Origin of the sequence: Nonomuraea sp. NPDC050394, assembly GCF_044459065.1 — a bacterium.
GTDB lineage: Bacteria > Actinomycetota > Actinomycetes > Streptosporangiales > Streptosporangiaceae > Nonomuraea.
This window is the reverse complement of the sequence record NZ_JBITIO010000006.1, coordinates 475,395-489,128: the sequence shown is the minus strand read 5'-3', so window position 1 is coordinate 489,128 and position 13,734 is coordinate 475,395. Positions and strand designations below refer to the sequence as shown.

Below are 13,734 nucleotides of genomic sequence, written 5' to 3'. Positions count from 1 at the left end.
CCGATGTCGGACCAACCCTCGATCTCCCGGCGCAGCCTGCTCGCCGGCGCCACCACCCTCGGCGTGGCCGGCGGGTACGGCCTGCACGCCGTCCTCAGTCCGAGCTCCGCGGCCGCGCCCCCGCGCGCCCACACCACGCACGCTCCCGCCTTCGGGGCCGTGGCCCGCGAACCGGGCGCCGCGACGGTGTTCGTCCAGACGGCCGCCGCCGCCGGCGACGTGCTCCAGTTACGCCCCTACCGCGACCGCCTGCGCGTCCCGCCCCGCGCCAGAGTGCGGCGCGAACGCGACCTGTCCACGCTGACGGTCACCATGCGCACCGTGACCGCCCGCCTGCACGCGGACCTGCCGCCGACCACGCTGTGGGCCTACGACGGCCACTTCCCCGGCCCGACGATCGAGGTCCGCCGCGGCGAACGGCTCCGCGTCACCTGGGCCAACGCCCTGAGCGGCGCCTACCCGGTCACCGCCGTGCAGCTCCGCGCGGCGCCGGGCCCGGTGCCCGTCTGGGACCTGCCGGGCAGGAGCGGCGCGACGCCCAGGGCCGACGTGGCCGCCCTGCCGCCCTGGGCCGTGGTGCACCTGCACGGCGCCCACACCGGCGGCGGCAACGACGGCTGGGCCGAGAACGCGGTCCCGCCCGGCGCCGCGCAGCTCGCCGAGTACGCCAACGACCAGCGCTCGGCCACCCTCTGGTACCACGACCACGCCATGCACATCACCCGGTTCAACACCATGACCGGGCTGACCGCGGGCCTGTACCTGATCCGCGACGACGAGGAACGCGACCTCGGCCTGCCCTCCGGCCCCTACGAGATCCCGCTCGTGCTGTGCGACCGCAACTTCGACACCGACGCCGACGGCAAGGTGAACGGCCGCCTGCTGCACAAGATCACGGAGTACCCGCAGCAGACCGAGACCGTCGTGCGCTCCTTCACCGGCCCGTACACCCTGGTCAACGGCACGGTCTGGCCATACGCGGAGGTCAAGCCGGCGTGGTACCGCTTCAGGATCGTCAACGCCTCCAGCATCCGGCCCTACCTGCTGCGCCTGGTGGACCAGAACGGACAGCCGGTGCCGGGCAGGGTGTTCCAGATCGGCAGCGACGCCGGGCTGCTGCCGGCCCCCGTGCCCATCGAGGACTGGGTGCTGGTCACCCCGGCCGAGCGGGCCGACGTCCTGGTCGACTTCACGGGACTGGAGGGCCGGTCGCTGCGGTGGGTGGACGCCTCGTTCATCGCCTCACCGGTGCCCGAGGTGATCAACTTCCGGGTGGGCGGGGACCGGCACCCGCCGCGGTTCACGCTGCCATCCAAGATCAGCGCGAGCTTCGAGCAGGTCGATCCCGCGACCCTGCCCCAGCACAAGGAACGGCTCGTTCTCATCACCCCGGCCTTCCCCATCAACGCGGAGATGTGGGAGATGGAACGCGTCGAGGCGCCGCCCGGGCCGCTGCCCGCCGACGGGATCGTGCAGTTCGAGGACGCCCGGGGGCAGGTCACCACCTACCGCAGGCTGTCCAGGGACTATCCGGACCCGGTCGCCTTCCACGTGGCCGACGGCGACTGGGAGACCTGGCGGTTCGTGTCGCTGGAGGGCAGCGGGGTGCCGCATCCCATGCACGCCCACGGCTTCTCCTTCCAGGCGCAGGAGCGGCTGCGGCTGGACGCGTCCGGGTTCAAGTACTTCACCACCAGCGGCTCCACCCGCCTCGGCGGGGGCACGGAGAGGCCGATCAAGATCCTCGAAGCCGAGCCGCTGCGGCCGGAGGAGCGCGGCTGGAAGGACGTGATCGCGGTCGGCTTCCGCGAGATGATCACGACGGTGGGCCGGTTCACGGGCTCGGTCGGGCGCTTCATGCACCACTGCCACATCTACGAGCACGAGGACCACAAGATGATGCGCCCGTTCGTGGTGCTGCCGAAGCAGGTGGCGGCCATGGATCCACACGGGCCGGGCGGTGGCCACTGAAGGCCCGGACAGTCTTGACAGATGCCCAGCAAACGTACAAATTAGGTTAGCCTTACCTAACTTCATTCTGACCTACGAGGGGCTTCAGGATTGGATGGCATCGGGGACTCCGTTGCTCTGGTCACCGGCGCGGGCAGGGGCATCGGTGCCGCCGTCGCCGCCACACTCACCCAGGCGGGCGCCACGGTGGCCGCCGCCGACCTCGACGGCACGCCGTACCGGCTGGACGTGCGGGACTCGCGCGCGGTGGACACTCTGGTCGACCGGGTGGAGCGCGAGCTCGGCCCCATCGACATCCTGGTCAACGTGGCCGGAGTGCTACATCCTGCTCACGCGCAGGACACCGACGACGAGCGCTGGCGGCAGACATTCGCCGTCAACGCCGACGGCGTCTTCCACACCTGCCGGGCCGTCGCCCGCCGCATGATCCCCCGGCGGCGGGGATCGATCGTCACCGTGGGCTCCAACGCCGCCACGATCCCCCGCGTCGGCATGGCCGCCTACGCCGCGTCCAAGGCGGCCGCGCGGGCGTTCACCCAATGCCTGGGGCTCGAGCTGGCCGGCCACGGGATCCGCTGCAACATCGTCTCGCCCGGCTCCACCGACACGGCCATGCTGCGCGCGCTCCAGGGGGGCGATCCCGTCGCGGGAGACCTGGCCACCTTCCGCACCGGCATCCCCCTCGGCCGCGTGGCCGAACCGCGTGACGTCGCCGAGGCCGTGCTCTTCCTGGTCTCCGCGCGGTCACGGCACATCACCCTGCACGACCTTCTCGTCGACGGCGGCGCCACCCTGCGCGCCTGAGTGATTGGAACTCGATGGAAAGTCTGACCACCGCCGCGGACCCGCTTGCGGGATACGAGCGCACCCGGTCGGTGCTGTTCGCCTCCCCGCGGGGGACGCTGCTCACGCGGGGCAGATCCACGATCGCCGGCGGCGAGCTGGCCACCCTCGCCGACCGGCTGCCCGCGTTACTGGGTCAGTCCGGCGGGCTGGCCGCCGGGGCTATCTCCTTCGACGGGACCGCGCACCTGCTCGTCCCCTCCGAGTCGGCCTGGTCGGCGCCGCTGCCGGCCGCCGCCCCGCCGGTGCCCAGCGGGCGCTGGTGGAGAAGGCAGACCCCGGCCCCCGCCGCGTACATGCGGGCGGTACGGCTGGCCCTGGCCGAGCTGGAAGCGGGCAACCTCGACAAGGTCGTCCTGGCCCGCACCCTGGAACTGCGCTCCGACGAGCCGATCAGCCTGCGGCACCTGCTGCGCCCCCTGCTGGGCCACGGCTACTCCTTCGCCACACCGCTGCCCGGCGGGAGCACCCTCGCCGGGGCCAGCCCCGAACTGCTCGTCGCCCGGCACGGCAGGCAGGTCCTCAGCAACCCGCTCGCCGGCTCGGCCGAGCGCAGCGCCGACCCCGTGGAGGACGCGCGCCGGGCCGCCGCGCTGCTGGAGTCGGCGAAGGACCTGCACGAGCACCGCCTGGTCGTCGAGGCCGTCACCGAACGGCTGCGCCGCTACTGCGACGACCTGGACGTGCCGAAGGCCCCGCAGCTCACCTCCACCGCGACGATGTGGCACCTGTCCACCAAGATCACCGGCATCCTGCGCGACCCGGCGACGTCGGTGCTGACGCTGGCCGCGGCGCTGCACCCGACCCCGGCCGTGTGCGGCACCCCGCAGGCCGCTGCCCGCCGGGTGATCGGCGAGCTGGAGGCGGTCGAGCGCGGCTTCTACAGCGGCCTGGCCGGATGGTGCGACGCCGCGGGCGACGGCGAGTGGGCGGTCGCCATCCGCTGCTGCGAGGTGCACGAGCACACGGTGCGGCTGTTCGCGGGAGCCGGCATCGTCGCCGGATCCGTCCCGGAACGGGAGCTGGCCGAGACCACGAGCAAGTTCCGCACGGTCCTGGACGCGCTGGGGGCGGGCAACGATGCACTGGACTGACGAGGAGGCGGCCCGCTACCGCGCCGCGGGCTACTGGAGCGGCATCAGCTTCGGCGACCTGCTGCGCGAGCTGGCCGGGCGCCACGGGGAGCGGACGGCGCTGATCTCGCCGCCGGCCCGATGGAGCTTTCTCGAGCTGGACGAGCGCGCCGACCGCCTGGCCGCCGGGCTGCGCGCGCGGGGCGTCGGGCCGGGCGACCGGGTCGTGGTGCAGTTGCCGAACGTGCCGCAGTTCCATCAGGTCTGCTTCGCCCTCTACCGGCTCGGGGCGTGGCCGGTCTTCGCGCTGCCCGCGCACCGGTCGGCGGAGATCTCCCATTTCTGCGGCTTCACCGACGCCGTGGCCTACATCTGCCCGGACGAGGCGCACCGCGCGTACGCCCCGGGCACGCCGTCGATCACCCTGGACGAGCTTCCCGAGGCCGAGCCGGTGGAGCTGCCCGGCCGCGATCCGGGCGAGGTGGCGTTCCTGCAGTTGTCGGGCGGCAGCACGGGACTGCCCAAGCTGATCCCGCGCACCCACGACGACTACATCTACAGCTTCCGCGCCAGCGCCCGCCTCTGCGGGCTGAGCGGGGACAGCGTCTACCTGTGCGCACTGCCCGCCGCGCACAACTTCCCGATGAGCTCGCCGGGCGTGTTCGGGGCACTGAGCGCGGGCGCCACCTCCGTCCTGGCACCCGATCCCAGCCCGAGCACCTGCTTCCCGCTGATCGAACGCGAACGGGTCACGATCGCGGCGCTGGTGCCGCCGCTGGCGCTGCTCTGGCTGCGTGCCGCAGGCGACACCGCGTACGACCTGTCCAGCCTGGACGTCCTGCAGGTGGGCGGCGCCAAGTTCAGCGAGGAGGTGGCCAGGCGGGTGCGCCCGGAGCTCGGCTGCACCCTCCAGCAGGTGTTCGGCATGGCCGAGGGACTGGTGAACTACACGCGGCTCGACGACCCCGAGGACGTCATCGTCTCCACGCAGGGCCGCCCCCTGTCCCCCGCCGACGAGGTCGTGGTGGAGGACGACGGGCAACTGCTCACCCGCGGGCCGTACACGATCCGCGGCTACTGGCGCGCCGAGGAGCACAACAAGCACGCCTTCACCGGCGACGGCTTCTACCGCACGGGCGATCTGGTACGGCTCACGCCCACCGGCCACCTCGTGGTCGAGGGCCGCGCCAAGGACCAGATCAACCGCGGCGGGGAGAAGATCGCCGCCGAGGAGGTGGAGAACCACCTGCTGGCCCACCCGTCGGTCCACGACGTGAGCGTGGTGGGCCTGCCCGACCCCTACCTCGGCGAACGCGCCTGCGCCTACGTCATCTGCTCCGGCCCGCCACCGCCCAAGGCCGAGCTGCGCACGTTCCTGCGCGAGCGCGGCATCGCCACCTTCAAGATCCCCGACGTGTTCGAATACGTCGACGCCTTCCCCAGCACGGCCGTTGGCAAGGTGAGCAAGCGACATCTCCGCGAGAGGACCTGACGACCATGGCCATTCCCGAGATCGCCCCCTACCCGATGCCCAGTCAGGTACCCGCCAATCGCGTCGCCTGGCGGCCCGACCCGCGCAGGGCCGTCCTGCTCATCCACGACATGCAGAACTACTTCCTCGACGCCTTCACCCCCGGCCAGTCCCCGTTGATCGAACTGATGGCCAACGTCCTGGCGCTGCGCGCGCGCTGCGCGGACCTGGGCGTGCCGATCGTCTACTCGGCGCAGCCGGGCGCGCAGAGTACCGAGGACCGCGGCCTGCTGCGCGACTTCTGGGGTGAGGGCGTCGGCGCCGACCCCCGTGAGGCCGAGATCGTGGCCGGGCTGGCGCCGCGCGGCGACGGCGTGGTGATCACCAAGTGGAGGTACAGCGCCTACCAGCGCACCGACCTGGCCGGGCTGACGAAGGACAAGGGGCGCGACCAACTGATCATTTGCGGCGTCTACGCCCACATCGGCGTGCTGATGACGGCGTGCGAGGCGTTCATGCGGGACGTGCAGCCCTTCGTCGTGGCCGACGCGGTGGCCGACTTCTCCTTGGAACACCACGAGATGGCGCTGCGCTACGCCGCCGAGCGCTGCGCGGTCACCGCGACGACCGCGCAGATCAGCCGCGCCCTCAGCAGGGAGGTGGCCGGTGTCTGAGACGGCCCGGCGGCTGCGCGCGCAGGTCGCCGAACTGCTCTACGTCGAGCCGGAGGAGATCGGCCCCGACGACGACCTCCTCGCGGCGGGCATGGACTCCATCCGGCTGATGACCCTGGCCGAGCGGTGGCGGGCAGAGGGCGCGGAGGTGTCCTTCCCCGACCTGGTCGAGCGCCCGACGCTGACGGCCTGGGCGGAGCTGCTGGCATGACCATGCCCCTGACCGGGGCTCAGGCGGGTATCTGGTTCGCCCAGCGCCTGGACCCCGGCAACCCCCTCTACAACGCCGCAGACCGGCTCGACATCCACGGCCCGCTGGACGCCGCCCGCTTCGAGCGGGCACTGCGCCGGTGCCTGGCCGAGGCCGAGCCGATGCGGCTGCGCTTCACCGAGGAACCGGCCCAGTACGTGCCCGACTGGGACTCCGTCAGCGGCCGGCTGGTCCTGCTCGACCTGCGCGGCGAGCCCGACCCGGAGGCGGCGGCGGAGGAGTGGATGCGCGCCGACACGCGCGCCCCCGTCGACGTGGTCACCGGGACCCTGCACCACCACGCGCTGCTGCGCCTGTCCGACGAGCACACGGTCTGGTACCTGCGGGCCCACCACATCCTCATCGACGCCTACGCGCTCTCCCTCCTGGTCGGCCGGGTGGCGGAGATCTACTCGGCGCTCACCGACGCGCTCGCGCCGGGCCCCAGCCCGTTCGGCACCCTCGCGCCCGTGCTGGCCCAGGAACGGGACTACCGCCAGTCCCGGCAGTTCGCGGCCGACCGGGCCTACTGGCTGGAGCGGCTCGCCGGCCGCCCGGACCCGGTCGGGCTCACCCGCGAGCCGCCGACCCCGGCCCACGAGGTCGTCCGCTGCCGCGAAGCCCTGCCGCCCACGCGGCACTGGGACGCCCTGGCCCGGCAGGCCCGCGCGACCTGGGCGGACGTGGCCGCCGCCGGGGTCGCCTGCTATGTCGGCAGGGTCACCGGGGCCACCGACGTGGTGATCGGGCTGCCGCTGATGAACCGCTCCGGCGCCGGGCTGCGGGTGCCCTGCCTGGCGGTCAACGTGCTGCCGCTGCGGCTGGACGTGCGGCAGGGCCGTACCCTGGGCTCGCTGGTGGAGCAGGCGGCGCGGCGCATCGCCGAGGCGCGCGCGCACTGCCGCTACCGCGGCGAGGACCTGCGCCGAGACCTCGGGCTGGCCGGGACCCGGCACCCGTTGTTCGGCCCGATGCTCAACATCAAGCCCTTCCCCACCGAGGTGAAGTTCGCCGGATCCTCCGGCACCGTCACCAACCTCGCCGCCGGACCGGTGGACGACGTCGCCATCACGCTGAGCTTCGACGGCGACCAGCTGATCCTGGACCTCGACGGCAACGCCGCCCGCTACACCCCCGAGTCCCTGGCCGCACACACCCGCCGCCTCGCCCGCTTCCTCGGCGCGCTCGCCGACGTGCCTGCCGGGACGCCCCTGGGCCGCCTGGACCTGCTGACCGACGAGGACCGCGCCGCCCTGCCCGTGCCGCGCCGCCCGCCCGTCGCGCCGCCGTCCGTCGTCGCCGCCTTCCAGGAGCGGGTACGGCTGGCGCCGCACGACCTCGCCCTCGTCAGCAGGGAGGAGAAGCTGACCTTCGCCGAACTCGGCGCCAGGGTCGACCACATGGCCGGCCAGCTGGTGCTCGAAGGAGCCGGACCCGGCCAGACCGTCGCCCTGGCCCTGCCCCGCTCGGCCGAACTGGTCGTGGCGCTGCTGGCGGTGCTGCGCTGCGGTGCCGCGTTCCTGCCGGTCGACCCCGCCTACCCCGCCGGACGGCGGCGCCTCATGCTCACCGACGCCGCCCCCTCGATCGTCATCACCCCCGGCTGGGCGCAGGAGGGCGAGGTCCCGCGCACCCGCATGGCCGAACCGCGCCCCGGCGACGCCGCCTACGTCATCTACACCTCCGGTTCCACGGGCAAGCCCAAGGGCGTCGTCGCCACCCACGGCGGCCTGGCCGCGCTCCTGGCCGGGCACCGCGAGCGCCTGATCCCCGGCGGGCAGCGGCTGCGCGTCGCGCACACCGCGTCGTTCTCCTTCGACGCCGCCCTCGACCCGCTGCTGTGGATGGTGCTGGGCCACGAGCTCCATCTGCTCGGCGAGGACGTCCACGGCGACGGCGCCGCACTGACCGCGTACGTGCGCGAGAACGCCATCGACTGCCTCGACGTCACGCCGTCGCACCTGAAGGAGCTGCCCGAGCTGCTGGCCGCCCCGCCGCGCGTCACCGTGGTCGGCGGCGAGGCCGTGCCGGAGCCGATGTGGCGCGCCCTGCGCGAGCGCACGCGGGCGGTCAACCACTACGGGCCGACCGAGGCGACCGTCGACGCCTACACCTGGTTCGGAGACGGCCGGGAGGGACCCACCGCGGGAACCGGCGTCCACGTCCTCGACGGCGCTCTGCTGCCCGCGCCGCCCGGAGTCGTCGGCGAGTTGTACCTGTCCGGCGCCGGTCTGGCCCGCGGCTACCTCAACCGGCCGGCGCTCACCGCCGGACGGTTCGTGGCCGCGCCGGGTGGCGAGCGCCTCTACCGCACCGGCGACCTGGCACGCTGGGACACCGAAGGCCATCTCGAACTGCTCGGCCGCGGCGACGAGCAGATCAAGCTGCGCGGGCTGCGCATCGAGCCGGGCGAGATCGAAGCCGTGCTGGAAAGCCATCCCGACGTCGGCGCGGCCGCGGTGGCCGTGCACGGCGACCGGCTGATCGGCTACGTGACGCCCGCCGCCGACCCGCTGCTCGTGCGCGAGCACGCGGCGGAACACCTGCCCGCCGCGCTCACGCCCGCGGCGATCGTGCCGCTGGCCACGCTGCCCCGCACGCCCGGCGGCAAGCTGGAGCGCGCCGCCCTGCCCGCGCCCGTCGCCGCCGGCGGGCGGGAGAGCGACGCCCGCTCGGCCGCGGAACGGGCCCTGTGCGAGCTGTTCACCGAGGTGCTGGGTGTCGCGGCCGGGCCGCGCGACAGCTTCTTCGACCTGGGCGGCCACTCGTTGCTGGCGGGGCGGCTGGCCGGGCGCATCCGGGAGAGCTTCGGCGTGCGGCTGCCGGTCAGGGACGTCTTCTCCGGCCCCACGCCCGCCGAGCTGGCCGCCCGGCTGCCGGCCGACCGGGCCGCGCGGCCCCCGTTGCGGCGCCGGCCCAGGCCGCAGCCGATGCCGCTGTCCTCCGCGCAGTCACGGCTCTGGTTTCTGCACCGCGCCGGCGGGGGCGGGCCCGCGTACAACCTCCCCATCGCGGTACGGCTCAGCGGGCCCATGGACCGCGAGGCCCTGTCCACGGCGCTGGCCGACGTGGTGGCCAGGCACGAGATCCTGCGCACGGTCTTCCCCGACCGGGACGGCGTGCCGTACCAGGAGATCCGGTTGCCGGCGCCGGTGGCGCTGCCCATGTGGCAGCCGGACATGGCGGAGACCGCGATGCGCACCATCGCCCGCCGCGCCTTCGACCTGACCCGCGAGCCGCCCTTCCGGGCGCACCTGCTGCGGCTGGGCGCCCGCGAGCACATCCTCATGCTGGTCGTGCACCACATCGCGGCTGACAGCTGGTCGGTGGGCCCGCTGGTACGCGACGTCCAGACCGCCTACGCCGCGCGCGCCGCCGGGCACAGCCCCGGGTTCGAGCCCCTTCCGGTGCAGTACGCCGACTACACGCTGTGGCAGCTCGACCTCGGCGAGCCGGGCCGCGAGCTCTGGACCAAGGCACTCGCGGGGCTGCCCGAGCGGCTCCACCTGCCGGCCGACCGGCCGCGGCCCGCCGTTCCCACCGGCGCGGGCGGCACCGTACCGGTCGCGATCGCGCCGGAGATCTGGACCGGCGCCCTGGACCTGGCCCGCCGCAGCCACGCCACCCCGTTCATGGTGCTGCACGCCGCGCTCGCCGCCCTGCTGACCAGGCTGGGGGCCGGCACCGACATCCCGACCGGCACACCGGTCGCCGGACGCCACGACAGCGCGCTGAGCGGGGCGGTCGGCTCGTTCGCCAACCTGCTCGTGCTGCGCGCTGACACCTCGGGCGACCCCACCTTCGCCGAGCTGCTGCATCGGGTACGCGAGGCCGACCTGGCCGCCTTCGACCACCCGGAGCTGCCCTTCGACCGGCTGGTCGAGGCGCTGAACCCGGTCCGCGCCCGCGACCGGCACCCGCTGTTCCAGGTGATGCTGGTGCTGCGCGAGGCCGCGGAGGCCCGGCTGGTGCACACCGGCACGGCCGCGTTCGACCTGACCCTGCGGCTGGACACCGACGGCAACGGCTTCCTGGAGTACAGCGCCGACCTGTTCGACCGCGAGAGCGCCCGGTCCCTCGCCACCCGCTTCACCGACCTGCTGGGTCAGGCGGTGACCGAGCCGGACCTGCCGATCGGCCGCCTCGACCTGCTCGACGCCGCCGAACGCGCCTGGCTGACCGGCGGCGCCGACCCGGACCCCCTTCCCTTCTCCGTCGCCGGAGACACGGTTCCCGACCGGTTCGAGGCGCTGGCGCGGCGTACCCCGCAGGCGAAGGCCGTCGGCGCGCTCACCTACCGCAGGCTCAACACCCGCGCCAACCAGCTCGCGCACAAGCTGATCGCGCACGGCGCGCGTCCCGAGGCGGTCGTCGCCGTGGACCTGCCGCGGGGGCCCGACCTGGTGGTGGCGAGCCTCGCGGTGCTGAAGGCGGGGGCGGCGTGCCTGCCGCTCGACCCGTCCGACTCCCGCGAGCGCGTCGACGCCGTGCTCGCCGACGCCGGCCCGGTCTGCGTGGTGGACGAGAGCTGGCTGGAGGACCTGGGCGACTGGCTCGGCCACAACCCGGAACGTGTGACGCGGCCCGACCATCCCGCGTACGTGACGTACTCCTCCGGCTCGGGCGGGCTGCTCATCACGCACCGCAACGTGCTGCGGCTGCTGTCGGACATCGGGGCCTCGCTCGGGTTCACCCGCCGCGACGTGTGGGCCTCCTTCGACCTTTCGCCCCGGGAACTGTGGGGCGCGCTGCTGTCCGGCGGCCGTCTCGTCGTCGTGCCCCACCCGGCCGGCCGCTCGCCGCTCCAGCTGCTCGCCCTGCTGCGGCGGGAGAAGGTGTCGGTGCTCAACCTGACCCCTGCCGCCTTCGACCGGCTCATGGCCGACGACGACGGCCGCGAGCTGCCGCTCCGCTACGTGATCTTGAACGGTGCGGTCCTGGACGCCGCGCGCCTGCGCGACTGGCGGCCGGACGGGCCCCGGACGCTCACCGTGCGCGGCCTCACCGAGACCATCGCGCACGTCACCGGCCGCCCGCACGTCACTGATCGTCCGCACGGCGCCGGCCGTCCGCACGGCGCCGGTCGCCCGCACGGGACCGGCCGTCCACACGAGACCGGCCGTCCGCACGACGCCGGCGGGCCGCGCGACGGCGGCCGCGACCCGCGCGTCTACGTGCTCGACGAGCGGCTGCAGCCGGTCCCGCCGGGCGTGACGGGCGAGGTGTACGCCGCGGGCCCCGCCCTGGCCCGCGGCTACCTGGGCCGGCCCGGCCTGACCGCCGAGCGGTTCGTCGCCGACCCGTTCGGCCCGCCCGGCTCGCGCATGTACCGCACCGGCGGCCTGGCCACCTGGCGGCGCGACGGCACCCTCGTTCACGCGGGGCGTCAGGAACCCGGGCAGGCCGCGACGGCGGCGCGCGCGCCGTTCGGTCCCCGGGTGGAGATCCTCCGTGAGCTGTTCGCCGAGGTGCTGGGGCTGCCGCGGGCCGGCGTCGACGACGGCTTCTTCGAGCTGGGCGGGCATTCGCTGGCCGCGGTGCGGCTGATCGACCGCATCGGCCAGGTGCTCGGGACCACGCTGCCGGTCGGCGCGTTGTTCGCGGCGCAGACACCGGCCGCCCTGCTGAGCCTGATCGACGGCGGCACCCGCGCGGACCCCCTCGGCGTGCTGCTGCCCCTGCGCCAGGCGGGGTCGCGACCGCCGCTGTTCGCCGTGCACCCGGCCGGTGGGCTCGGCTGGTGTTACGGCGGGCTGATCAAGCACCTGCCCGGCCGCCCGATCTACGCCCTGCAGGCCCGCCGCCACCCGCTGCCCGCGTCGCTGACGGACCTGGCCGCCGACTACGCCGCCCAGATCCGGTCGGTCCAGCCCGACGGCCCCTACCATCTGCTCGGCTGGTCCACCGGGGGCGTCATCGCCCAGGAACTGGCTGTGATGCTCGCCGACGTACAGCTGCTGGCGATCCTCGACGCCCGGCCCGCCGAGGCGCTGCGCGAGCTGCCGCCCCCCGACGAGGCGGAGGCGCTGGAGGCGCTTCTGGCCATGGACGGCCGCGCCCCCGGCGCCGCGCCCACCCTGGAGCGGGTCGCGGAGATCCTGCGCGGGGAGGGCAGCGCGCTGGCCGCTCTGCCCCCAGGTGCCCTGGCCGAGCTCAGGGACGTCCACCTCAACACCGACCGGCTGGTACGCGGCCACGACACGAGGGTGTACCAGGGAGACGCCCTGTACTTCCGGGCCACCGCGGACACCCTCCACGACCGCCGGCCGGCCGGGGCGTGGCGCCCGCACATCACCGGCGTGATCGACGCGCACGACGTGGCCTGCGACCCCAAGGACCTGACCGGGCCGGGACCGCTCGCCGAGATCGGCGCGGTCATCTCCGCGCGGCTCCACGACGGCGAGGGGGATCCTCTCGGGTGACCCGCTTGACCGCTCAGGTTAGGCGACCCTAAGTTAGGGTGCGTAACTTTGACTGATCGGGGGCGGCCGTGAGCCACATCCAGGGCACGCCGGAGTGGGTGCCGACGCGCGACGGCCGACGCCTGCACGCCATGGTGCTGCCCGGTCCCGGACCGACGGCGGCGCCTGTTCCCGGACCGGGCGCCCCCGCCGGTCCGGGGTCGGCCGGGGTGCCCGGTCGCACGCCGACGGTGGTGTTCGAGGCCGGGGCCGCGGTCGGCCGGTCGTCGTGGGCGCTCGTGCAGCCCGCGGTGGGCGCGTTCGCGCGCGCGATCGTGTACGACCGTGCCGGGCTCGGCCGCTCCCCCGCCGATCCAGCCTCGCGGACGCTGCACCGGATGGCCGGCGACCTGGGCGACCTGCTGGACCACTTCGGCGCCGGGCCGTACGTGCTGGCCGGGCACAGCGCCGGCGGCCCGATCGTCCGGCTCGCCGCAGCGGCGCGCCCGGAGCGGGTCGCCGGGCTGGTGCTCGTCGACCCGGCCGACGAGGCCGCCGACGTGCTGTTCAGCCCGGCCTTCCGGCGGGTGGAGAGGGTGGCGGTCCGGGTCAACCTCCTGCTGGCCCACCTGGGCCTGCTCGGGTTCGCCTACCGGTCCACGATGCTGGCATTGCCTGCGGACGCGCGGCGGGACATGCGCCATGAGGCGTTCACCGCGGCCGCCATGCGCACCCATCGCGCCCAGGTACGCACGTTCCTCGACGAGCTCGCCGCCTGGCGGCTCAGCCCGCCCCACCTTGGCGACCTTCCGGTCACCGTGGTCTCCGGCGGCCGGGCGGGGAACGGCATGCCCGCCGCCACCAGGGCCGCGGCCAACGCCGCCCACGCCCACCGCGCGTCCCGGTCACCGGCCGGGCGCCATGTCATCGCCCCCCGCTCCGGCCACTACGTCCCGCTCACCGACCCCGAGGTCATCGTGCACGAGATCCGCCGGCTCCTCCGGCCCTGAGACCGGCTCCTCCGGCGGTGACGCTGGAGGTCGTCGGCGTC

The 13,734-nt window shown here is 74.4% G+C and carries 8 protein-coding genes; all 8 read left to right on the top strand.

Annotated elements, in window-relative coordinates:
- The first annotated feature begins 3 nt into the window (after positions 1-3).
- Complete coding sequence (locus ACIBKY_RS26095) at positions 4-1,971, top strand: multicopper oxidase family protein (RefSeq protein WP_397100296.1); 1,968 nt, start codon at positions 4-6, stop codon at positions 1,969-1,971.
- 90 nt (positions 1,972-2,061) lie between these two features.
- A complete protein-coding gene (locus ACIBKY_RS26090; RefSeq protein ID WP_397100294.1) occupies positions 2,062-2,775 on the top strand; it encodes an SDR family oxidoreductase in 714 nt (237 codons plus the stop codon).
- 14 nt (positions 2,776-2,789) lie between these two features.
- Positions 2,790-3,908: an isochorismate synthase gene (locus ACIBKY_RS26085; protein WP_397100293.1), complete on the top strand. Its 1,119-nt coding sequence runs from the start codon at positions 2,790-2,792 to the stop codon at positions 3,906-3,908.
- Positions 3,895-5,379 carry a (2,3-dihydroxybenzoyl)adenylate synthase gene (locus ACIBKY_RS26080; RefSeq protein WP_397100291.1) on the top strand — a complete coding sequence of 495 codons (1,485 nt, stop codon included), beginning with the start codon at positions 3,895-3,897 and terminating at the stop codon, positions 5,377-5,379. Before ACIBKY_RS26085 ends, ACIBKY_RS26080 begins: the two co-directional genes overlap by 14 nt.
- A 5-nt stretch (positions 5,380-5,384) precedes the next feature.
- Positions 5,385-6,032: an isochorismatase family protein gene (locus ACIBKY_RS26075; RefSeq protein ID WP_397100289.1), complete on the top strand. Its 648-nt coding sequence runs from the start codon at positions 5,385-5,387 to the stop codon at positions 6,030-6,032.
- Positions 6,025-6,243, top strand: coding sequence for a phosphopantetheine-binding protein (locus tag ACIBKY_RS26070; RefSeq protein WP_379621142.1), 219 nt, complete (start codon positions 6,025-6,027; stop codon positions 6,241-6,243). The genes ACIBKY_RS26075 and ACIBKY_RS26070 overlap by 8 nt, the downstream gene beginning before the upstream one ends.
- Positions 6,240-12,704 carry an amino acid adenylation domain-containing protein gene (locus ACIBKY_RS26065; protein WP_397100287.1) on the top strand — a complete coding sequence of 2,155 codons (6,465 nt, stop codon included), beginning with the start codon at positions 6,240-6,242 and terminating at the stop codon, positions 12,702-12,704. Before ACIBKY_RS26070 ends, ACIBKY_RS26065 begins: the two co-directional genes overlap by 4 nt.
- 68 nt (positions 12,705-12,772) lie before the next feature.
- Positions 12,773-13,693 carry an alpha/beta fold hydrolase gene (locus ACIBKY_RS26060; protein ID WP_397100285.1) on the top strand — a complete coding sequence of 307 codons (921 nt, stop codon included), beginning with the start codon at positions 12,773-12,775 and terminating at the stop codon, positions 13,691-13,693.
- Positions 13,694-13,734: the final 41 nt, after the last annotated feature.